This window comes from Corynebacterium minutissimum (assembly GCF_000805675.1).
Taxonomy (GTDB): domain Bacteria; phylum Actinomycetota; class Actinomycetes; order Mycobacteriales; family Mycobacteriaceae; genus Corynebacterium; species Corynebacterium minutissimum.
This window is the reverse complement of sequence record NZ_JSEF01000015.1, coordinates 50,824-72,872: the sequence shown is the minus strand read 5'-3', so window position 1 is coordinate 72,872 and position 22,049 is coordinate 50,824. Positions and strand designations below refer to the sequence as shown.

Annotated in this window: 16 protein-coding genes; 6 read left to right on the top strand and 10 right to left on the bottom strand. The window is 58.0% G+C overall.

Going from position 1 to position 22,049, the window contains the following annotated elements; all coding sequences use genetic code 11:
* Positions 1-1,743, top strand: coding sequence for an FtsX-like permease family protein (locus tag NX84_RS08385; protein WP_039675793.1), 1,743 nt, complete (start codon positions 1-3; stop codon positions 1,741-1,743).
* Between the two features lie 99 nt (positions 1,744-1,842).
* Here the strand turns inward: NX84_RS08385 and NX84_RS08380 are convergent, their stop codons facing one another.
* The 3 genes from NX84_RS08380 to NX84_RS08370 form a co-directional block, all read right to left on the bottom strand.
* A complete protein-coding gene (locus NX84_RS08380; protein ID WP_039675791.1) occupies positions 1,843-2,112 on the bottom strand; it encodes an HPr family phosphocarrier protein in 270 nt (89 codons plus the stop codon).
* Between the two features lie 73 nt (positions 2,113-2,185).
* Complete coding sequence (locus NX84_RS08375; protein ID WP_039675789.1) at positions 2,186-4,288, bottom strand: PTS fructose transporter subunit IIABC; 2,103 nt, start codon at positions 4,286-4,288, stop codon at positions 2,186-2,188.
* 22 nt (positions 4,289-4,310) lie between these two features.
* Positions 4,311-5,282 carry a 1-phosphofructokinase family hexose kinase gene (locus NX84_RS08370; RefSeq protein ID WP_039675787.1) on the bottom strand — a complete coding sequence of 324 codons (972 nt, stop codon included), beginning with the start codon at positions 5,280-5,282 and terminating at the stop codon, positions 4,311-4,313.
* A 236-nt stretch (positions 5,283-5,518) separates the two neighbouring features.
* Here NX84_RS08370 and ptsP point away from each other — a divergent pair, with 236 nt between their 5' ends.
* Positions 5,519-7,204: a phosphoenolpyruvate--protein phosphotransferase gene (ptsP, locus tag NX84_RS08365; protein ID WP_039675785.1), complete on the top strand. Its 1,686-nt coding sequence runs from the start codon at positions 5,519-5,521 to the stop codon at positions 7,202-7,204.
* 159 nt (positions 7,205-7,363) lie between these two features.
* Here the strand turns inward: ptsP and NX84_RS08360 are convergent, their stop codons facing one another.
* Complete coding sequence (locus tag NX84_RS08360) at positions 7,364-8,146, bottom strand: DeoR/GlpR family DNA-binding transcription regulator (protein WP_039675784.1); 783 nt, start codon at positions 8,144-8,146, stop codon at positions 7,364-7,366.
* 380 nt (positions 8,147-8,526) lie between these two features.
* Positions 8,527-9,249, bottom strand: coding sequence for a transcriptional repressor LexA (lexA, locus tag NX84_RS08355; protein ID WP_039675782.1), 723 nt, complete (start codon positions 9,247-9,249; stop codon positions 8,527-8,529).
* An 834-nt stretch (positions 9,250-10,083) separates the two neighbouring features.
* Here lexA and nrdR point away from each other — a divergent pair.
* Entirely contained in the window at positions 10,084-10,542 is a 459-nt protein-coding gene (nrdR, locus tag NX84_RS08345) for a transcriptional regulator NrdR (RefSeq protein WP_039675778.1), read from the top strand.
* Here the strand turns inward: nrdR and hrpA are convergent.
* Entirely contained in the window at positions 10,539-14,414 is a 3,876-nt protein-coding gene (hrpA, locus tag NX84_RS08340) for an ATP-dependent RNA helicase HrpA (RefSeq protein ID WP_039675776.1), read from the bottom strand. The genes nrdR and hrpA overlap by 4 nt on opposite strands.
* Before the next feature lie 94 nt (positions 14,415-14,508).
* Between hrpA and NX84_RS08335 the strand changes: the two genes are divergently transcribed.
* On the top strand, positions 14,509-15,633 hold the full coding sequence (locus tag NX84_RS08335) for a hypothetical protein (protein ID WP_039675774.1): 1,125 nt from the start codon (positions 14,509-14,511) through the stop codon (positions 15,631-15,633).
* A gap of 88 nt (positions 15,634-15,721) precedes the next feature.
* Here the strand turns inward: NX84_RS08335 and NX84_RS08330 are convergent, their stop codons facing one another.
* Complete coding sequence (locus tag NX84_RS08330) at positions 15,722-16,693, bottom strand: hydrogen peroxide-inducible genes activator (RefSeq protein ID WP_039675773.1); 972 nt, start codon at positions 16,691-16,693, stop codon at positions 15,722-15,724.
* Between the two features lie 159 nt (positions 16,694-16,852).
* On the opposite strand from NX84_RS08330, the gene NX84_RS08325 reads away from it, so the two are divergent.
* Both NX84_RS08325 and ahpD read left to right on the top strand, forming a co-directional pair.
* Positions 16,853-17,446: a peroxiredoxin gene (locus tag NX84_RS08325; protein ID WP_039675772.1), complete on the top strand. Its 594-nt coding sequence runs from the start codon at positions 16,853-16,855 to the stop codon at positions 17,444-17,446.
* A 46-nt stretch (positions 17,447-17,492) separates the two neighbouring features.
* Positions 17,493-18,023 carry an alkylhydroperoxidase, AhpD family gene (gene ahpD / locus NX84_RS08320; protein ID WP_039675771.1) on the top strand — a complete coding sequence of 177 codons (531 nt, stop codon included), beginning with the start codon at positions 17,493-17,495 and terminating at the stop codon, positions 18,021-18,023.
* Between the two features lie 103 nt (positions 18,024-18,126).
* Here ahpD and NX84_RS08315 read toward each other — a convergent pair whose 3' ends face one another.
* The 3 genes from NX84_RS08315 to NX84_RS08305 form a co-directional block, all read right to left on the bottom strand.
* Entirely contained in the window at positions 18,127-18,837 is a 711-nt protein-coding gene (locus NX84_RS08315; protein WP_039675769.1) for a VIT1/CCC1 transporter family protein, read from the bottom strand.
* Between the two features lie 148 nt (positions 18,838-18,985).
* Entirely contained in the window at positions 18,986-19,363 is a 378-nt protein-coding gene (locus tag NX84_RS08310) for a hypothetical protein (protein ID WP_039675767.1), read from the bottom strand.
* Positions 19,364-19,451: 88 nt separating this feature from the next.
* Positions 19,452-22,013, bottom strand: coding sequence for a DEAD/DEAH box helicase (locus NX84_RS08305; RefSeq protein ID WP_039675765.1), 2,562 nt, complete (start codon positions 22,011-22,013; stop codon positions 19,452-19,454).
* Positions 22,014-22,049 lie beyond the last annotated feature (36 nt).

The following is a 22,049-nucleotide window of genomic DNA, read 5'->3' as shown; positions in this document are numbered from 1 at the left end:
ATGAAGACCATGACTCCCACCGCCGCCTACCGGAGAGAGCTGTCGGTGACGGCGCGCCCCTTCATCGGGGGAATCGTACTGGCTGCGGTAGTAATAGGCACGCTCGTCGGCACCATCCTTTACGTCGCATTCTCGACTGGCGGAAGCAGCGACTTCAAGGCCGGCGTGACGAATATGAGCCTGATTGCGATCATCCCGGCATTCGCCGGGGTCCGGTTGGCGCATCAGAATTTTATCGCTGACCACCGAAATACCGTGCAAGCGCTGCGGATTCTCGGCATAGGCAGGGCGTTTTTCACCAAGCACCTGCTCCTGCAAGGGGCGTGCCTGGCGCTTCTGGCAAGCGTTTCGGCGGTAGTGTTGGGACGGTTGTTGGCGACGCCGCTTTTCAAGGTGATTCTGCTAGGGCTCAACAAGCAGCTGCCAGATCACTGGGGCTCGCCCATTGACGTTGCCTGGTCGTCACTGCTGGTCTTAGTCCCTCTGTACCTCCTCGGCGTGGGGATTCTCAACGTCGACAAGGTGCTGGCCAAAGCCGGGGATCGGGGAGCGGCGACAGTAGGTAAGTCCACATCCTTGGTGAGGCTGGTTGGCCTAGTGCTCGCAGTGGTCAATATTGCCGCGGGTATCTGGTGCATGGTGACGACTCCGCCAGGGCCTGTCGTGTTGATATTCGTCTTCACCTTGCCGTTCCTCGCTGTCACACTTGCCGGCCCCTTCGCCCAGGCGCTAGCTCGCTGGGCAGCCGCGGCGATCAAAAAGGTGAGCGGATGGTCGGCACCCGCGCTAGGCATCCGCTCCTCCGAAACCGTCGGGACGACCTCGAGGGTGGGGCTTGCTACCGCGCTCGTAGCCATTCCGCTGGCAGGCTTCACAGGTGCCCAGACCTCGTTATGGGCGGCAAATTACGTAGGCTCCCAGAATTTCCAAACGGTCCCAGTCGTCGTTGGCCAAGATTTTCGCCTGCTGGAAGCGCAGGAAGCAGACGGTGTATGCGAGGAGATCGGTGACGACTGCCGTGGGGTGGTCTACTGGCAGCCTTCGGACTTCGAATCCGCGGGGGAGACCTCCGTACCGATGGAGAAGGCGTCTGACTATTCTCTGGCCGGATCGAATGACCACGTGATAGGGCAGCTACTCTCGCCCGCGGCGCCGGTGAAAGCTCACAGCCCCTTCTACCCAGACTTCATGGTGCCGTTCTCCGGTATCTCTAGCGAGTCTCCGGTTAAACCGGAATGGGGGCTTCCCGTGGTCGCAGAATCGGCTAGCGCACCGGATCATCTCCGGGTGGAGTCCGCGCAGGATTGGGTACGGCACGTGGATATGGATAGCCAGATCATGTACGGACCCCACGGCGACGGAACCGCCGGCTTCGTCCCCACCGCGGCCTACACTCTGCTGGCGATCTGCCTGGTCCTCGCGGTCTCTGTGATGGGCAAGCGGGCCAATTTGCATGCGTTCTTCTCACCACTGCGTCTTCTGGGCCGTACCCAAGGCGCGATCCAGCGAGCAGAGTTCTGGGCAATCCTCTTTCCGTACTGTGTTGCCATGCTGACAGCGCTCCTAGTGGGCATCTGGTACACGGTCGCCGTCCATGTCGCAGTCTCGGCGTACCCGGGGGCGCTGCTGCCTTACCTTCCCCCAGGGCTATGGGTGCTCTTTGTCCTCGTCTTCTTAGGCACGAGTGCGACTGCCTTCTTGCCAACTCCAGACAAGGACGAGCGTGGCGCAGATGCGCCCTAGACACTGGCGTGCCGGCGCCTAAAGATGCAAAAATCCCGCCGCGTGGACGGGATTTCCTTGCTAATTACTGCAGATTACGAGCCGCAGCTTTAGGACCTTTTATTCGGCGTCCAAATCCTGCTCGATGAGGCCAGCAATCTTCTCAACAGCCTCTTCGTTGTCGGAGGTCACAGTGACCTCGTCCCCCTGCTCGGCGCCGAGAGCCATAATCATCAGGGAAGAAGCAGCATCGGTCTCATCCTCGTCATCGTCACCAACGAGGGTCAGGAAAATGTCCTCATCAAACTCAGCAGCGGCATCAGCGATGATGGAAGCCGGACGTGCGTGCAATCCGACGGAGGAACCAACCTTGACGGTCCTAGAAGCCATGATGATAGTCCTTTCGACTTAAAGATTTTTCGTGGTTACAAGTGTACGCGCCTTCTAAGAAAGACGGCGCAGTTTATGCGGCAGCCTTGGCGGTTTCTGCCTTCGCAGCAGCCTCTTCCGCGGTCTTATTTGGCCAGAACTGCTTCATAGCGATGACAGCGATGGCCGCCACCGCCACGCCCGCGAGGATGGCCACGAAGTAAGCCCATGCAGGCTCGATTGCGAAGATGACGAAGATGCCGCCGTGCGGAGCGCGGGACATGACACCCAGCGCCATCGACAGTGCGCCGGTGACCGCACCGCCGAGCATCATGGACGGGATGACGCGAAGCGGGTCGGCGGCAGCGAACGGGATAGCACCTTCGGAGACGAAGGACAGGCCCAGCAGCCATGCGGATTTGCCGTTCTCCTGCTCCGCCGGGGTGAAGAGGTTCTTGCGCACGAAGGTAGCGATAGACAGTGCGATGGGGGCGACCATACCGGAGGCCATGACAGCGGCCATGATCTTCATGGAAGCTTCGTCACCGGTGGACAGACCTGCGGTGGCGAAGAGGTAAGCGGCCTTGTTGACCGGACCGCCCAGGTCAGAGCACATCATGAGACCGAGGATGATGCCCAGCAACACAGCGGAGGAGCCGGACATGGAGGCGAGCCAGTTCTGCAAACCGTTCATGATGGCGGCCAATGGAGCACCGAGTAGCAGGTACATGAGCAGACCAGTAATCATGGTGGCAAGAAGCGGAATGATGACGACCGGCATGAGGGAGCCGACCCAGCGCGGGACCTTCCACTTGCCAATCCACATGGCGACGAAACCAGCGATAAGACCGGTGACCAGACCGCCGATGAAGCCGGCGCCCAAGGTGACGGCGATGGCGCCGCCGGCAAAGCCCGGCGCAATGCCTGGGCGTCCCGCCAGTGCGAAGGCAATATAGCCGGAGAGAGCCGCGACAATGAATCCCATCGCCGCTTGGCCGATGGCGAAGAGCACGGCGCCAAGGTAGAGACCAAGGCCTGAGTGCTTGAACGTCATCGTTGCGCCGTCGACCACTACGTCATGGCCAGGCAGGTTCGTCAGCGAGTAGTCGGTGGTGATGGCCTGCCATCCGTTGGCTACGTCGTAGCCGCCAAGCAAGAATCCCAGCGCCAGGAGAAGGCCGCCTGCGGCGACGAAGGGCACCATGTAGGACACGCCGGTCATGATGGCTTGCTGGATGCGCTTGCCCCAGCCGAGGCCCTCGCCTTCCTCTTGAGCGTTCGAGGAAGCGGCACCAGCAGTGCCTGACACCTTGTGAGCGTTCGGGTTCTTCGAGGCAGCAATAGCCTCGTCGATCATTACGCCCGGTTCGTTAATGGCGCGTTTGACTCCGGATTCGATGACCGGCTTACCTGCGAAGCGCTCACGGTCGCGCACTCCGACGTCGGCGGCGAAAATGACGGCGTCAGCATTCTCGATGACGTTAGCGGACACAGCGGTGTTGTTGGAGGAACCTTGCGTCTCAACGGTGAGCTCGACATCGTCGCGCTCTTCGGCGGTCTGGGTAAGGGCATCAGCAGCCATGTACGTGTGCGCGATACCGGTGGGGCAGGCAGTCACAGCGACGATGCGCGTTTTCTTCGAACCCTTGGCCTCGTCCGTGGAAGCGGATGAAGAAGTAGAAGCGGGAACAGTGGCGCCGGCAGCCGCAGATTCTGCTGGTACAGCCTTCTTTTTGGGCTTTTCAGCGTTGACCACGTCGAGAACGACCTTGACGATTTCGTCCTTGGTCTCTGCGTTGCGCAAGGCCTCGAGGAAGTCCTTCTTCACCAGCGCGCGGGCTAGCTTCGAAAGGATCTTCAGGTGTGCCTTGCCACCGCCTTCCGGCGCGGCGATGAGGAAGACCAGCTGTGCGTCACCGTCGGGGCCGGAGAAGTCGACGCCACGAGACAGGCGGGCAAAGGCCAGAGTTGGTTCGGTGACTGCTGCGGAACGGCAGTGCGGAATAGCGACGCCGCCGGGAACGCCTGTACCAGCCTTGGTTTCACGAGCAATGGCAGGTGCGGCGAGCTCATCGACGCTGCTAGCGCGGCCGGTATCATGAACCAGTGTGGCGAGGTTAGTAATGACGGATTCGATGCTGTCACCGAAGTCGGCATCGAGCGCCACGAGGTCGGTGGTAATAAGATCGGATGCCATGTTTATGCACTCCTAACAGGTGCTATAGGGCGGGCACTGCAGAAACTGCAGTTTGATCGATATCGAGTTGTTCTGGGGAAGGCAGTTGAGTCCCAGGCAGGGAAGCGGCCGCGGAACCATAAGCGACAGCCTGTCGCAGCGCCTCCGCGTAGGAGGAACCGTTTCGGCGCGCGAGGATGTATCCAGACAGGGATGAATCACCCGCGCCCACTGTGGACTTCACGCTGATTGGCGGGGGAGTAGCGACCCATGCTTCATCTGCGGTGACGAGCACGGCGCCGGCTCCGCCGAGGGTGACGAGCACCTCAGGGATGCCGCGTTCGACGATGACTCTTGCGGATTCCACCACACCACTAAAGTCACCATTTTCGGCGTTGGCCTCCAGCGCTTCGCCATCGACGCCCGCAAGCTGACCCAGCTCGAGGCCATTGGGCTTTATGAGGTCTGGGGCCGCGGTGCTGAGGTTCTCACCCAAGGCCGCCATGGGGGCGTCGGAGGTATCCACAGCGACGCGGAGCTCAGGGTTGGCGGTGCGAGCAACGCTCATCAGTTCGGTGTACCACTCGGTGGGAACTCCCCGCGGAAGAGAGCCTGACATGACGAGCCACTCGGCTTGTGGGGCATGTTCCTTCAGCGCAGCAGCGATAGCGCTGCGGTCCTCTGCCGTTAGTGTGGGGCCCGGGCCGTTGAGCTTCGTTGTGCGACCGTCAGGTTCGGTGAGGGTGGTGTTGGTGCGAACGGTGCCGTCGATAGGCACTGCGTGCACAGGGATGGAGTCTGCGGCTGCTAGAGCGAGGAAGTGATCGGACGCCGCCGCTGGTAAGAGGGCAAGGCTGTCGACGCCTGCCATCGTTACCGCGTGGGTTACGTTGACTCCCTTGCCACCTGCGACATGGGAGACAGATTCGGCGCGGTGAACGGAACCCGGACGTATGGAATCGTTCAGAGAGATCGTGGCGTCGATACTGGGGTTGGGGGTCAAGGTAAGAATCATTCTGGACAATCGTCCCCTTTCGCAGTGTGCGTATATTGGGTGCCAACGCGCTTCGCGGCGATTGGTGCCACGACGCGGGTTGCCCCAGTCAGCGACAAATAGATGTTGCTTCTATTCCGATTGTTGTCTGATTGTGTCCGAAAGTCAATAGAATCACTGTGGTTTTCGTTGCATTTTCATCCGACTTGTGATGATCTGGGGTAGAGAAACAATCGTCTCCGTTAAGGAAATGTGTCATGGAAACCGCATCCCCATCCACAATCAAAGGAACCGGAGTTGTCGCCGGCGTTGCATATGCTGAGGCAGTGTGGGTCCGCCCCCGTCCAGAACTACCTAAGGCCGGTGAAACCATCGCGGAGGACAAGCGCGATGCTGAGTACGACCGTTTTCTGGAAGCCGTCGATGTTGTGGCCAGCCGCCTAGAGCAGCGAGCTGCTGGTGCCGAAGGACAAGCTGCCGAGGTGCTCGGCGCTACGGCCGGCATGGTGAAGGACCGTGGCTGGCACAAGGCAGTGCGTAAAGGAATCCGTGGTGGCAAGAACGCCGAATACGCAACCGTGGGAGCCACGGACAAGTTTGTCACGATGTTTGAAGCCGCTGGCGGTGTTATGGCCGAGCGCACGACGGACTTGAAGGACGTGCGTGATCGTGTGATCGCGCAGCTGCGTGGTGAACAGGAACCGGGTCTGCCCATGGTTGAAGGCGAGGCTGTCTTGCTTGCAGACGACTTGGCCCCCGCTGATACCGCTACCCTCGATACCTCCCACATCAAGGCTCTCGTCACTGAGCTCGGCGGTCCGACCAGCCACACGGCAATCATCGCCCGTCAGCTCGATATTCCTTGCATCGTGGCAGTCGGGGCAGATTTGCGCACAATCGAAGCTGGCACCCAGGTCTTTGTTGATGGCTCGGTGGGCACGGTTGCACTTGGTGCTGACCGTGAGAGCTCTCTTCAAGCAGTGGCGGAGTACCGCGAGAAGGCTGCGCGTGTTGCTGAGTGGCGTGGCCCAGCGCAGACCAAGGATGGTCACCGCGTGCAGTTGCTTGCCAATGTCGCCGATGGAAACGCTGCACGTATTGCCTCGGACTCTCAGGCAGAAGGCATTGGCCTGTATCGTACAGAGCTCTCCTTCCTCTCTGCGAGCGAGGAACCGACAGTTGACGAGCAGGCACGAATCTACGGAAAGGTCTTCAATGCCTTCCCTGAATCCAAGGTTGTTGTTCGCACCCTCGATGCAGGTTCGGATAAGCCAATTTCTTACGCCACCCTAGATTCTGAGGAGAATCCAGCACTGGGCGTGCGCGGACTGCGCGTGGCTCGCGATAATGAGGCACTGCTCACCCGTCAGCTTGACGCTATTGCTCAAGCTGCAGCCAACCGTGGTGAGGAGGCAACCACGTGGGTTATGGCTCCGATGGTCGCCACCGCTGTGGAGGCGAAGTGGTTTGCAGATCTGTGTCGTGAGCGCGGACTCACTGCTGGAGCCATGATTGAGGTTCCTGCAGCGGCCCTCATGGCCGACACCATCATGCCGCACTTGGACTTCGTGTCAATCGGTACCAATGACCTTACGCAGTACACGATGGCAGCAGACCGACTGTCACCGCAGCTGGCCTACTTGACCGACCCATGGCAGCCTGCTGTTCTGCGCCTTATTCAACACACTTGTGTGGTGGGCCGTGACAACAACGTTCCGGTTGGCGTGTGCGGTGAGGCAGCAGCTGATCCGATGCTGGCCTGTGTTCTTACTGGTTTGGGGGTGACCTCGCTGTCGGCTGCGTCGACTGCCGTTGCTGGCGTTGGCGCACAGCTGGCTGAGCTCACCTTCGAGCAGTGCGAGAAGATGGCGGAAGCCGCCGTTAACGCGGAGGGACCGTCCGAGGCCCGTACGAAAGTAATTGCTTTGCTAGAGGAATTCTAGATGTCCGCACTCTGTCTCTAGTGTGTCTCTAGCGCGACACGAAAACCGCCCTCAGCCCTTGACTTTTAAAGTCGAGGATTGGGGGCGGATTGTGTTATCGCTGGACTGGAGGCCTAAGCCTCGTCGAAGGATAAAAATCCTATGACCTAGCGAAGCCTCTTATTTGTCCTTGGCAATGATGACGTCGATACCGTGCTCCTTGAGAGCCTCGATGAAGGACTCAGGTGCAGCTGCATCAGTAATGACAACGTCGATGTCATCGAGTGAGGCAAAGCTGACTAGGTAGTCATTGCCCAACTTGGAAGAGTCGCAGAGAACAACAACACGATGAGCGTTAGTTACGAATGCTGACTTAATCGCAGCTTCTTGAGAGTCGGCAGTAGAGAGCCCATGATCGATGGTCAGTGCGTTGGTGCCAATAAAAGCAACGTCGGCACGCATAAGCGCCATAGTGCGAAGGGCGGTATCGCCAACAACGGCTTGGGTAATGGCACGAACGGTACCGCCGAGCAGCTGGACGTCAGACACCCCATTGCTGGCTAGAGAAAGCGCAATGGGAAGACTGTTAGAAACAATACTGAACTGTCCGGCGGAGAAACGTTGCCCAATCAAGTCGGCGAGGGCGTTAGTCGTTGTACCTGCATCGAGGAAGATACTTCCGCCATCTGGTAGTTGATCAAGAGCGGCCCGTGCGATAGCCATTTTGGCGCCAGTTGCAGATCGTTGACGCGTGTCCAAAGTGAACTCTGCGGTCTGGAAAGACTGGGAAGCCACAGCGCCACCATGGACGCGGTGGACAACACCTTCTCTGTCGAGGACAGCAAGGTCCCGGCGGATGGTTTCGGCTGTGACATCGAAACGTTCCGAGAGTTCGGTGACGTTGACTCGTCCCTCCACGGCGGTCAACGAGGCAATCTGACGACGGCGCTCTTCGGCGTACATAGTTCCTCCCTTTGAGGGGCTCCATCGGGTCTGGTCGCAGCGCCAAGTAGGAATGGAGTAATTCGCGAGGCGGCTTAGCGGATGGAGCAACACGTGTTGCTGTGATGTTCCCATTCTCCCATTGCGTGCGGGCAAAACGGAACTAAACAAATAGACCTACACATTAAAAAGGCTTAATCTCACGTCAAACCTAGCTCTGTCCAGCAAATTTGGGAATCTGTGATCTTGGCCGCTAAGCGGGCATAAATCGGGCATCTACACACACAAGGGGGTAAGAGCATAAATAGTCCCCGCTCAATATGTCCACATTGAGTGTGGAGCGAAGGGAAAATCGAGCGGGGGAAATGGAGGAAGGAAAGAAAGTTGTGGGTATGCGACAGCTAGAGCTTGCGGAACACCGAGACGACCTTGCCCATAATTTCTGCTTCGTCACCTTTGATGGGCGAGTAGGCGTCGTTATGCGGAAGGAGCCACACGCCTGAAGAGTCACGGTGGAACTCTTTAACGGTGGCTTCCTCGCCGTCGAGGAGGGCTGCTACGAATTCTCCTTCTTCCGCTACGGACTGGGAACGGATGATGACCCAATCGCCATTAAGGATGCCGGCATCCTGCATGGAGTCACCCACAACCTGCAACATGTAAAGCTCCCCATTGCCCACGATGTCATCGGGCATCGGGAAATAGGTGTCAATGTTTTCTTCCGCAGTGATGGGGGAACCAGCGGCGATGCGTCCAACGACTGGGATGTATGTCGGCGCCGAGGCTTCTTCAGGAACATCTCCAGTTGCAGGCTCGACGACGCTCATGGTGGCGGCGGACTTGCGGCCAGGTTTCTTGGACTCATCAGCGCTAGGGAAGTGGCGAACATCAACGGCGCGCGGCTTGTTGGGATCGCGGCGCAGGAAGCCTTTCTCCTCCAGCTGCTTGAGTTGGTAGGCCACGGAAGAGGTGGATTGAAGTCCGGTGGCATCCCCAATCTCGCGAATGCTTGGTGGGTAGCCTCGAAGCATTACGGCATCGTGGATGACTTCGAGAATGCGACGCTGGCGAGCGGACAGAGATTCGAGAGTGGGTTGATCGCTCTTCTTCGGTTTGCGGGCCATGTTTTCTCCTTGTGACTCGGGGAAGGGCGGTGGGCGCGTTTATTGGGTGGGGTAAACGGGGTAGGGCATATCGAATGCTTGTCTCCTTTTTAGCATGGAAAGAAAAAATGTTCGACAGTTGCCACGCAAATGTGGACAAACTTTCGAGAGGCTGTTATAAATCGAACATACAGACCAAATCGAACGATTGGTCGATGGAGATGTTCGAAAGTGTCGGACTGGTTTCCTACACTCTAGTCATCATCGCTACCGAGTTATTGCAATCTGAAAGGGAAGAATATGGCTATCGTACTTAACACCCCGAACAAGCGCGGAATCTCTCGTGACGAGGTAGGAATTTCTCGACCTGCAGTTGTTCCGCCAGCGATGGTGTGGGAACCTGCGGCACCTCAATCCGCACCACGTCAATCATTGCGTCACTCTCCTGATGTTCGAACTTTATCTCCGATAGATAGAACACAGGAGCGTAGCCGGGAAAAGCTTCGCTCTCGTGCTTCTACCCTGAATTCGGACTCGAATCGACGCTGGGGTAGCTCGAACGTAGGTAACTATGTCCTTGGCGCTGTCTTTGGTGTAGCAGTATTCGTCGGCACTGTGTGGGGAGGGCTGAGCATCGACAGTGAGGCGTCGTTTGTGCCGGCATCGTCGCCTTCTGCAGTGGCATCTTCTCACTAGGGGCCAACAACGGGACTGGTAGGTACCCAGTCGGTTAAGCAGTGAGTAGACTACGGGGCGATATGCCGCGCCTTGTTTTATGAGAATCAACGGCCCATTTTCTGGGTTAGTTCACTCGGAGCGGCACATGTGTACGACCCCGAGGAAGGATGCCGCGCCGTGTATTGCCCGTTCTGTCACAATGAACAGTCGCGCGTTATTGACTCTCGCGTAGTAGATAGCGGTACCTCGATCCGCCGTCGGCGAGAGTGCACTGCGTGTAAAGGCCGTTTTACGACGGTTGAAAAAGCCGTTCTGTTGGTGGTCAAACGCAGTGGCCTCGCGGAACCCTTCAGTCGCGACAAACTTATTCGCGGTGTGCAGCGAGCCTGCCAGGGCCGCGACGTCAGCGACGATTCGCTGAAGAAGCTGGCGCAGGAAGTTGAGGAAACTATCCGCAGCCACGGTTCTTCCCAAGTCAATGCCAATGACATTGGTTTGGCAATCCTAGAACCCCTGCGTGACCTTGATGAGGTTGCCTACCTTCGCTTCGCTTCGGTCTACAAGTCCTTTGAAAGCGCGGACGACTTTGAGTCGGAGATTCGTCTTATGCGCCGTCGGGATAGGGACTCTTTTTAACGCAACTTATCGGCTGCTTTCTGTACTCGGCGCAGCGATACTGCGTGAGCAGTGCCTAAGCGCTGAGCAAAAAGCGATACGCGCAGCTCCTCTATCATCCAGTAGATGTCCTTGACCTCACGCGTCTTTTCTCGCCCGGCAGGGAGATTACGGAGACGATTGGCTAGGTAAGCCTTGGCCTCATCAACGTCGGCCTGGCGGTCAGCGTCACGGTCCGGATCGAGGTTCATGTCCTCGAGACGGATCCGTGCGGCCTGAATATAGCGGGGGAGGTGACGCAAATGCTGAATACCGTGGATCGTCAGAGCATTCGGCGGCAGCAGGAACTCGAGCTGTGCGCGTATGTCGTCGATAGCCGGGCCTTCCCAGTGCTTAAGTTCTGCCGAGAGGTTGGAAAACTCTGCTAGGCCCGGTGCAATCGCGACTACTGACTGCCGTACACGGCTTGGTACCTCTGGTTTAACTGCGTTGAGAAGTGCGGTGAACTCCGCTGGACTGCGAACAGGGCCGCCCTTTTCCATCATGATGTCGCGTACAGCAGCGACACGGGCGTCATTAACCAGACCATCAGCGCCTCCATGCGGGTATGCATCAACAGCAACTCGTTGTTGCAGCGGTAGACCCTTGACCATCTGCTGTGTGCTCACGGAAATCTCACGGAGAAGAAGAGTGAGTGTAGTGGTGATCATGGAGGCGTCGGCAGCCGCCTTAGTGGGGTGCACTTTAAGGGCGACGCCTTCCTTGGTTGCCACCAGCGCAGGGTAAGCGGTGACCTCATGGCCATCTACCACGGTGGTAACTTCCTCATCGATGCTGCCCAAAGTGTCGTCGGACCACTCTTTGACAGCCTTGGATTCAGATTTGCGGCCCACTCGGGATACCGAGGAGGAAATATGACCTGCCTGTCGCTGGACTAACGCCTTGAGATCACGATCGGAGTCAATGACCTTGCCGCGTTTGTCCACCGCAGCGAAATTCATACGCAAGTGCGGGTCCAGCTGTTCAGGACGGAAATCACTGGCATTGATGCCCTGCCCGCCCATCTCTTGTAGAACTGCTGCGAGCTGCTCGGTAATGCGCCCTTCGTAGGGCAAAAGCTTGGGCAGTGCTCTCTCAGCAAATTCGGGTGCCGGGACGACAGTACGGCGCAGCGCCTTGGGCAAGGAACGAATGAGCTCAGTAACGAGTTCGAGTCGCAGGCCAGGGACGAGCCAATCGAAACCCTCGGTGTCGAGGCCTGCAAGCAGCGGCACAGGGACCATGAGGGTGACACCGTCGAGGGGATCACCAGGCTCGAATTTGTAGGAGAGGTCGTAATCAATACTGCCCTTGAGCCAGCGATCTGGGAAGGCCTCTTCCGTGACGTCATGGTCATCGTCGAGAAGCTTTGTAGGGTCAAAGTCAAGAAGATGCTTGTTCTTCTGTTTCTTCCACCAGGAGTCGAAGTGCTTCGCCGTGGTGACATTTTCAGGGATGCGCTGGTCATAGAAATCGAACAACGTGTCTTCATCCACGACGAGTCCACGCCGACGGGCCTTCTCCTCGAACTCGGAAGCCTCAGCGAGTTTGCGCTTATTGTCATGGAAGAAGTGGTGGTGGGTGGTCCAGTCGCCGTCGACAAGCGCATTGCGAATGAACATATCGCGAGCTGCAGCCTTATCTACATGGTGATAGGGCACCGTGCGGTCCGCCACGACGGTGACGCCGTACAGCGTCGAACGCTGCGTCGCTACCGCGGAACCGCGTTTGCGAGACCACGTAGGATCAGAATAGTTGTGCTTAAGCAGGTCTTCTGCAAGCTTTTCTACCCAAGCTGGGTCAATTGCGGCGACATCGCGCGCCCACAGCCGAGAGGTCTCGACTAGTTCAGCGGCCATGAGGAACTCTGGAGGTTTCTTCGCCAGCGCGGAGCCAGGGAAGACGAGGAAGCGGGTATTCCGCGCGCCAATAAATTCCTTGGAATTGCCGTCGCGGGCGCCAATGTTGGAGAGCAATCCAGAAAGCAGAGACATATGGATGTCATCTGGGCGTCGTTCCGTGCCTTCCTGAGCTTTCCAACCCAGTTGCTTGGCCACGTCACGCAGTTGGCGCACGAGGTCGAACCACTCGCGGATGCGCATATAGTGCAGGAAATCCGCTTTCATGCGTTTGCGGAAGGCATTTCCGCTCATTTCTTCGCGGGCTTCCTGGACAAAGTCCCAGAGGTTGAGCATGGACAGGAAGTCTGAGGTCTTGTCCTTGAACCGGGCATGGGACTGGTCCGCTTGAGTTTGCTTGTCTAGGGGGCGCTCGCGCACGTCTTGGATAGTCATGGCGGCGACAATGATCATGACGTCGGTAAGGCAGCCTGATGTATTGGCCTCGACGAGCATGCGGGCCATCCGCGGATCGACTGGAATGCGCGCCAAGTCTCGTCCCACGTGAGTCAAGACGGGAAGGCCATCTTTTTCTTTTTGCTGGAGCGCACCCAGTTCGTGCAGGAGAAGCAAACCATCGCGTACGGCTTTAGGCTCGGGGGGCTGGACGAAAGGAAACTCCGAAATATCGCCTAGCCGTAGCGAAATCATCTGAAGAATGACGCTGGCCAGATTGGTGCGCAAAATCTCCGGGTCAGTGAACTCGGGGCGAGAGAGGAAGTCCTGCTCGCTGTAGAGGCGAATGGCAATGCCGTCAGCCACACGTCCACAACGGCCAGAGCGTTGGTTGGCGCTGGCCTGGGAAATAGGCTCAATAGGCAGACGCTGGACCTTGGTGCGGGTGGAGTAGCGCGAAATACGCGCGGTGCCGGTGTCCACGACATAGCGGATACCGGGAACAGTCAGTGACGTTTCGGCAATGTTGGTGGAGAGCACGATTCTTCGCCCGCTATGCGGGCTAAATACTCGGTGCTGCTCTTGGTTGGACAGTCGTCCAAATAAGGGAGTGACTTCCACACCGCGCCAGTGGCGGCCCTCAATGGCTTCCATAGCATCGCGGATATCGCGTTCACCGGGGAAGAAACAAAGGATATCGCCTTCGCCCTCGGTCATGAGCTCTTCGATGGCCTCACACAGGGCGTCCAAGGGATCGATATCAATGGTTTTGCCACCAGATTCAATCTCCAACGGACGGTAACGGATCTCTACCGGGTAGGTGCGTCCGGAGACCTCGATGATAGGGGCAGGTTCACCATCGGCGTCAGCGAAGTGTGCGGCAAAGCGCTCTGGGTCAATAGTGGCAGAAGTGATGATGACCTTGAGATCTGGCCGTTTAGGAAGAAGCCGCTTGAGGTAGCCCAACAGGAAGTCAATGTTGAGGGAGCGCTCGTGGGCCTCGTCGATAATGATGGTGTCGTAAGCGTTGAGGAAACGGTCGCGCTGCATTTCTGCAAGCAAAATACCGTCGGTCATGAGTTTGACAGCGGTCGTGGAAGACACCTTGTCATCGAAGCGAATGGCGTAACCAACAGATTCCCCGATGGATTGACCGAGCTCGTCGGCGATGCGCTCAGCGACCGTGCGGGCAGCGAGACGGCGGGGCTGGGTATGGCCAATGAGACCACGGCGCCCGCGGCCTAGCTCCAGACAGATCTTTGGAATCTGGGTTGTCTTACCGGAACCAGTCTCACCGGCAATAATGACCACCTGGTTGTTCGCGATGGCCTCGGCGAGGTCCTCCCGACGTGAGGTAACGGGAAGCTGCTCTGGGTACGTGATGTCCGGCACTCCAGCGTCGATGGCGGCCACGCGCTGTTGTGCTGCGGCAATATCTGCGCCAATTGCTTCGAGGGCCTTTGGGGCGCGGGCTTTACGGAGGCGGCGGCGGAATGCGCGTTCATCACTCAACGAAACGTTAGTGAGAGCGCTATAGAGTTCATCGCGAGTTGCAGTCATAATCGCCCTAAAAGTCTACTCGCTCACGGATTTTCATGAAGTTGTTGGTACGCTCGTGTTGTCTGTGTGACCAAAGATGTAAAGGACACGAACAATGACTAATCCCTTTGACCCTAAATCGGAGGACAATTCCTCCAACAACGGTTTCGGCAACGGCGCTAACAACGGTGCTGGAAACAACGGTGGTTTGCCGCGTTATGAGCCGACAAACCACCCGGAAGACCAGGCAGGTTTCGGCCAACCTGGCGGATACGGCGCCAACGGCGGCTATGGCTCGAATGAGGGTTTCGGTGGAAACTCTCAAGGTGCGGGACAGCCAGGCGCGAACGCCTATGGCGCAAGCCAAGAATATGGCGGCTACGGTGCCTACAACACCGGCCAGCCAGGCTACGCTGGTGCTAACTATGGTGAGGACGGCAGCTACGCAGGCCCCGGCCCGCAGGCAGGCCCCGCCTACACCGGCCCAGTGAGCGCTATCGAGGCTATTAAGTGGGGCTTCGGTGCTGCACTGAAGAATCCGGTGCTCTGGATTCTGGGTGCCTTCGTGGTCGGAATCGTTCAGGTTGTTCCGCAGATTTCTCTGAGTATCGTTCAGCAGGACAGCGATAGCGTGGAAACAGGTCTGACTGTTAATTTCCTGTCGTTTCTCGTGAGCATCCTAGCCTTGGTTATCAGTTTGATCGTCTACCGCTTGGCGTACCGCGAGATTGACACGCCTAAGCCGACGTGGGGAACCCTCTTCCAAGGTGTTCGCTGGGTGCAGCCGTTGGTCGTCAACCTCGTGCTGGGTGTGCTTGCGACTATTGCCATGGTGATCGCCATTGTCGCAATCTTTTTCTTGGGCTTCGGTGGTGCTGCGGCGACGGGCGCCAACAGCATGGAGCAGCTCGAGGAGGGCCAAATCCTGGCCCTCGTAGGCTCTGTGTTTGGCGGTGTGATTGTGGTTGGACTCATTGCCTTGTTCATTCAGCCTTTCTTCACCTTGATGCCGTGGTTGGCCGCGGATACCTCCTCCATCGGTGAGGCATTCTCTCAGGGCCTGAAGTTGGGCAAGCAGAACTACAGCCACATCCTGCTGCTCCTCGTGCTGTCGGGCCTTCTCGTTGCGGCTTCTGTAATTACTCTGGGCTTGGCACTTGTGGTCATCGCTCCGGCAATGCAATTGGCCACGGCGCATCTATGCCGTCAGTGCCAGGGCCGCTATGCTCCGGCTGCGTAATTAGAATCCCGCTCTACTGGGCGGTTGTAAACGCCACCTCTTTCTTCACGCGTCATAGCGTGAAGGCAAGACGGTGGCGTTTGTCGTTTTAGTCGTGAGGGGAGGTGACGGGAACGAGTGCACGTGAGCGTTCCACCGCTGCCTGGTAGGCAGAGGTGACCAGTGAGCCGAAGGCGTGGAATTCTTCGGCGCGCGCTGCGGACGACCGGAACGTCAGGCCTACCTGTCGCTCGGCGGTAACGGCAGGTGCAAAACGCGCTACTGCTAGATCAGGGCTCGTGCATTCGGTTGCCAGCGCTGACTCGGGCACGAGCGTGGTACCGAGTCCGCCCATGACGAGTTGCAGAATGGTGGTGAGTGATGATGCGCGGGTGACTGCATTCGTTGCTTCGGAGGGGTTAATCTTGGCCCGCCGGCAGAGGTCGAGCGCCTGGTCGCGGAGGCAATGGCCATCATCAAGCAGTAATAAGTCGAGGTCTTCGAGTTGCTTTAGTGTGAGATCGGAGCGCCCTGCTAGAGGGTGCTTGGAGGGCGTAACGACAGTGAAGTGCTCAGCGTAGAGCGGCACTTCCACCATGCCGGCGGCCTCGGTGGGAAGGGCCGTAATGGCGAGGTCGATCGTGCCTTCACGAAGTTTGTCGAGCAAGTGTTGAGTCTGCTCCTCCACGAAGCGCGGTTCGAGTTCGGGGTAGACCTCCGTGATGGACTGGAGGAGTTCCGGGAGGATATACGGCGCGATAGTGGGGATGACGCCAATGGTCAAGGGGCCGGTAAGCGTGCCATTAGCCCCGCGGGCGCGGGCGAGGAAAGCATCGGAGGCCTCAAGGGCTGCCTTGGCAAAGGGGAGGAGCTCTTCGCCAACGGAGGTGACGATGACCTTTCGGGTAGAGCGCTCGATGAGTTGTATGCCGAGGCCCTGTTCCAAGGCAACGAGGGCTTGTGACAGGGATGGCTGGGAGATATCGAGCTTGGACGCTGCGGTTCCAAAGTGTTTATTCTCCGCGATGGTGACGAAGGTGCGCAGCTGGGCTAGCGTCGGACGATACTCCTTATTGTTCATGCCTATAACTCTAACACTTATAAATAAGTCAAACTATTGACTTGCAAAGAAACTGTTGGCATACTTGGCAGGTGAGTGGCTATGCGCCTGCGTGGTGGCACACTGGCGTGTGGTTACGGAGATTTGCATCACAGTTTCTTCAAGGAGTTGACCCTTTCTATGTCTATCCTGACCGTCGGCGAAAAGTTCCCCGAGTTCGAGTTGACCGCGCTCAAGGGCGGCGATCTGCACGACGTAAACGCGAACCAGCCGGAGGACTACTTCGAGCAGGTGTCCCTGGATAAGTACCGTGGCATGTGGAAGGTTGTGTTCTTCTACCCGAAGGACTTCACCTTCGTGTGCCCGACTGAGATTGCTGCCTTTGGCAAGCTGGATGAGGAATTCCAGGACCGCGATACCCAGATCCTCGGCGGCTCCACCGATAACGAGTACGCACACTTCAACTGGCGCGCTACCCACCCGGAGCTCAAGGAAGTTCCGTTCCCGATGTTCTCCGACATTCGCCACGACCTGATTCGTGCCCTCGGTGTGGAGAACGCCGATGGAGTGGCAGACCGTGCCACCTTCATTATCGACCCAGATGGCGTTATCCAGTTCGTCTCCGTGACCCCGGACGCTGTGGGCCGCAATGTTGATGAGGTTCTGCGTGTGCTTGACGCATTGCAGTCGGAAGAGGTCTGTGCCTGCAACTGGGAGGCTAACGACCCAACGAAGAACATCAACAAGCTGGACGTCGTTCAGTCCGCCCTCTAACCAGAGGCCGCTGTCTAAACAGAGAGCTCTCGAAAGGAGACCCTCAGTGTCTATCGATAACTTGAAGTCCGCACTTCCGGCTTATGCCAAGGATCAGAAACTTAACCTTGGTACGCTTTCTCGCACCACCGAGCTTAACGAGGAGCAGCTGTGGGGCAGCCTGGTTGCTGCTGCAGCCGCTACCCGCAATGACCAGGTGCTCAAGGAGATCCTGGAGGATGCTCGCGAGCACCTGAGCGAGGAAGCTATTGACGCCGCCCTCGGTGCCGCCACGGTGATGGCCATGAACAACGTGGCCTACCGTGCGAAGAGCTGGTTGGGTGATGACTATGCACAGGTGAAGTTTGGCCTGCGCATGAACATCATCTCTAAGCCGGGCGTGGACAAGGCCACGTTCGAGCTGTGGAACACCGTAGTTTCCGCCATTAACGGCTGTGAGCATTGCCTTTCTGCCCACGCTAAGACTCTGCTCGAGGAAGGCATGACCAAGGAGCAGATTTGGGAAAGCATCAAGGTTGCCGGCGTGGTCCAGGCTGTAGCTCAGGCGCTGCAGGCTGAGGCCGTACGCAATGCTTAAGAGTCAAGCTTTTACTGCTTAATCCTCGAAACGTCCCACACCGTAGTCACGGTGGTGGGACGTTTCTGCATTGTGGGAGCCGCTTTGGACCTGTGCGACAGGACTAGCCCACGACTCCACCAAAGGCAACACCGATGCCGTAGGTGATGGCCAACCCCAAGGCGCCACCGATAACCAGTCGCAGAACAGAACGGGTAGTGTCGGTGTCTGCGAGGCGGGCGGATACATATCCGGTGACGGCGAGGGCGATGAGCGTGACAATGGCGACGGTAAGCGCTGCTGTTTTCGCCGAAGCAAGGAAGATGGACAGCAAGGGCAGGCAGGCGCCTGCCAAGAAAGACACGGCTGACCAGAACGCCGCATGCCACGGGTTGGTGAGGTCTTCACCGTCGATGCCAATCTCTAAACGCAGGTGTGCTTCGAGAAGCCTGTCTTCGGCGGCAATTTCACGCGCTGCAGTGTCTGCAGTTGTCCGACCCATGCCATAGCTGGAGAGCATGGTTACCAATTCCTCGTGCTCCTGCTCGGGAAGCTCTTCGAGTTCGCGTGTTTCCTTGGCGATCATCATCCGCTCGGAATCGCGCTGGGCAGAGACGGATACGTATTCGCCAAGCGCCATCGAGGCGGCGCCGGAAACGGTGGCTGCGAGACCAGCAGTGAGGATGGCGCTTGCCGACGCCCCCGATCCCACCACGCCTAACAGAAGTGCGGCGACGGAGACGATACCGTCATTCGCGCCGAGCACACCGGCCCGCAAAGAATTCAGCCGCGCGTTGTGGGACGCGCCGTGGGGCTCGTTGCTGTGAATGGTCATGGCCCGCTCCTTTACTTAGCTCAGGTTCTCAGTTGTCTAGAGAACTTTCTATATCTAAGTATTACCGCTGGTCACAGGCTTGTAAAGCGTGTGTAGGCTAAGCTGAGCGGCGGTAGCGCAGCCTTAGATGAGGTGGATGTAGCTAGCCTTAGGTAACAGTTCCGGTCCATTCACCGCAGGACGTGCCGTCTACGGAAAGGGCCATGGTAAAGACTTGGTCCTGCAGTTCGAAATGTGAGGACGGGACGGTCACTGCCAGTGCTTCTGGGGTGTAGGTGTATTCATATTCCACCGTGCGTTGGATATCGCGTTCGTCTTCCCCGAAGGATGCGATGTTCATGGATTCTAAGTGCTCATTGTCGAAGCGGACGGTGAGTTCGAGGTCGACTGTGTGGAGGGTAAAGACCACGTCACGGTGATGGGGTAGACCGCCGAGCAGCCAATGCACCGTGACGGCTTCTTCATGCGTATCGAAGTGTACGCCGGCGAGACGAATGTTGGTGGCTGGAGAATCTGGTCGAGTCATAGCGCCACCCACTGTACTCTTTACGTGAAATTGAGCGCGTAGTATTCAGGCTTTGTCAGGTGGAGTCTATTAATGTTCCGCTGAGTTTTTAGTACTCTACGTGCAGCTCAGACAGGCGTACCTCGCCCGCTTCATCCGACGCGTCCAAATCCACGGTGCCGACGATCTGGTAGGAATTGTCGTCTTCAGGATCCTTGAGGATTTGGCGCACAGTCCACGACCGTGATCCTGATTTCGCTGACGTGTCGCCCTTGTCGAGGACGAAGTATTCGGGTCCACGTGCAGCCGGACCGACGTCGATATCGTCGTAATCTTCGAAGTACGCGTCAAGCGCCTCACCAAAGTCCGGAACCTCATCGAGATAGTCCAGCAGCTCGGCCAGCCGGTCTTCCTTCTCCAAAGCGAAAAGCTGGGCAAGTCGGAAGAAGTAATTGCGGACCATGATGCTGAAGGCACGCTGGTTTGCTGTCAGTGCCGTGGGATCCTCTACCCCGAAAGCAAGCTCTCGGTTTAGATCCTTCTGGGAGATAGGGGAGTCTTCGCCAGCCATTTCTGCCCATTCATCGACCAACGAAGAGTCCACCTGGCGAATGAGCTCACCGAGCCACACGATAATATCCTCAAGCTCTTCGGTGAGATACTCCTCAGGGATGGATTGCTTAAGCGTGCGCCAAGCGTCAGTGAGGTAGCGCAGGATAACGCCTTCCGAACGAGCAAGGCCGTAGGTCGCGACGAGGTCTGAGAACGTCATGGCGCTCTCCAGCATGTCACGCACTACCGACTTAGGCCGCAGCTCAAACTCTTTAGCCCACGGGTTGGTCTGGCAAAAGGTCTCATATGATTGCTCGAGGAGCTCCTCCAAGGGCTTGGGCCACGTGATGTCTTCCACGATAGCCATGCGCTCGGTATAGTCCACGCCCTCCGCCTTGAGCGCTGCGATCTCTTCGCCTCGCCGCTGCTTTTGCTGGGCAATAAGCACTTGGCGCGGGTCATCAAGTACAGACTCGAAGACAGAAATGACATCGAGGGCATAGGACTCCGACTCAGGGTCCAGCAAAGTCAGTGCGGCAAGGGCAAAGGGGCCTAGGGGCTGGTTGAGAGCAAAGTCGCGCGGCATCTCGCGCACCACGTGATAGGGGCGGCCGTAAATATCGAGCCCCTTGGTGGACTTTTGGACCACTCCGGCATTCAGCAGGCCGCGGAACAAGCTAAGCGCGGTAAGAATGTCCTCGTTCTGACGAGCACGGGTGTTGTGGCTAGTGCGCAGCAGGTGCTTGAGATGCTCATAGCCGTTGCCGTGGCGAGCTAAGACGTTGAGCAACATCGAGTTCGAAACTCGGAACTGGGAAGTGAGTTGTTCCGGTTCGGCGTCGATAAGCCTGGCGTAGGTCTTCTCCGACCAAGAAACCTCGCCGTCGCGTGCGGACTTCTTCTTCAGCTTCTTCAGGCGCGCCGGGTCATCGCCGAGGCGACGTCGAGCCTTGGCATTCTCAATCTCATGTTCAGGTGCCTCAACGACAACCGTGCCCTCGGTGTCATAACCTGCACGTCCGGCACGGCCTGCAATCTGATGAAACTCACGGGACTTGAGGATGCGCTGGCGCGTGCCGTCATACTTGGCCAAGCCCGTCATAAGTACCGTGCGGATAGGCACGTTAATGCCCACGCCCAAGGTGTCAGTGCCACAGATGATCTTGAGAAGGCCTTTCTGCGCCAAGCGCTCCACTAGGCGGCGGTACTTAGGCAACATTCCCGCATGGTGCACGCCGATGCCCTTGCGCAGAAGTTTCGACAGATCTTTGCCAAAGGTGGTGGTGAAGCGGAAGGCGCCGAGCTCGGAGGCGATGGCCTCCTTTTCTTGCGGTGTGATGATCTTTGAAAGAGAAGTAAGCGCTTGGGCGCGCTCGGATGCCTCGCGCTGGGAAAAGTGCACCACGTAAATGGGAGCCTTACCGGATTCAAGGAGCTCTTCGATAGTCTCGTGCACTGCGGAGAACACGTAAGAGAAATCCAGCGGGACTGGGCGGGTGGTGCCTGCCACGAGGGTAGTGGTGCGCCCGGTGCGCTCAGTGAGGTCCTTCTCCAGCCACGCGGTATCACCGAGGGTGGCAGACATGAGGAGGAACTGGGCCTTGGGTAGCTCCAGAAGCGGTACTTGCCAAGCCCAACCGCGGTCCGGTTCGGAGTAATAGTGAAACTCGTCCATGACTACTTGGTCGATGGCGGCTTCTGGGCCGTCGCGAAGCGCAATGTTGGCCACAATCTCCGCGGTCGCGGCGATGATGGGCGCAGAACCGTTGACGGTGGCGTCGCCGGTCATCATTCCGACGTTCTCCGGTCCGAAAATCTCACACAGGGCGAAGAACTTCTCGCTCACGAGCGCCTTGATGGGCGCAGTGTAGAAACTTCGCTGACCACGGGCGAGCGCGATAAAGTGCGCGGCGTTGGCCACCATGGACTTACCGGAACCAGTTGGGGTGGCGAGGATGACGTTATCGCCGGCGAGGATGCCAAGGGAAGCCTCTTCCTGGGCGGGATACAACGAAATACCCCGGCCAGAGGTCCATGACTGGAAGGTGTCCCAAATAGCCTCATCAACCATTGACTCGGGGACTTCGGCGAGATCTGGCAGCATCTGAGAAAGGTTCACCAGTCCCACCTTAGGCGAAAGCATGAGTGGCTACGC

Excerpts from the sequence above, each read along its gene's own strand:
- NX84_RS08360 (WP_039675784.1), bottom strand. The coding sequence starts at position 8,146 with ATGTACGCCGAAGAGCGCCGTCGTCAGATTGCCTCGTTGACCGCCGTG.
- hrpA (WP_039675776.1), bottom strand. The coding sequence starts at position 14,414 with ATGACTGCAACTCGCGATGAACTCTATAGCGCTCTCACTAACGTTTCG.
- NX84_RS08330 (WP_039675773.1), bottom strand. The coding sequence starts at position 16,693 with ATGAACAATAAGGAGTATCGTCCGACGCTAGCCCAGCTGCGCACCTTC.
- lexA (WP_039675782.1), bottom strand. The coding sequence starts at position 9,249 with ATGGCCCGCAAACCGAAGAAGAGCGATCAACCCACTCTCGAATCTCTG.
- NX84_RS08375 (WP_039675789.1), bottom strand. The coding sequence starts at position 4,288 with ATGGCATCCGATCTTATTACCACCGACCTCGTGGCGCTCGATGCCGAC.
- NX84_RS08380 (WP_039675791.1), bottom strand. The coding sequence starts at position 2,112 with ATGGCTTCTAGGACCGTCAAGGTTGGTTCCTCCGTCGGATTGCACGCA.
- ptsP (WP_039675785.1), top strand. The coding sequence starts at position 5,519 with ATGGAAACCGCATCCCCATCCACAATCAAAGGAACCGGAGTTGTCGCC.
- NX84_RS08310 (WP_039675767.1), bottom strand. The coding sequence starts at position 19,363 with ATGACTCGACCAGATTCTCCAGCCACCAACATTCGTCTCGCCGGCGTA.
- NX84_RS08335 (WP_039675774.1), top strand. The coding sequence starts at position 14,509 with ATGACTAATCCCTTTGACCCTAAATCGGAGGACAATTCCTCCAACAAC.
- NX84_RS08370 (WP_039675787.1), bottom strand. The coding sequence starts at position 5,282 with ATGATTCTTACCTTGACCCCCAACCCCAGTATCGACGCCACGATCTCT.
- NX84_RS08325 (WP_039675772.1), top strand. The coding sequence starts at position 16,853 with ATGTCTATCCTGACCGTCGGCGAAAAGTTCCCCGAGTTCGAGTTGACC.
- NX84_RS08315 (WP_039675769.1), bottom strand. The coding sequence starts at position 18,837 with ATGACCATTCACAGCAACGAGCCCCACGGCGCGTCCCACAACGCGCGG.
- NX84_RS08385 (WP_039675793.1), top strand. The coding sequence starts at position 1 with ATGAAGACCATGACTCCCACCGCCGCCTACCGGAGAGAGCTGTCGGTG.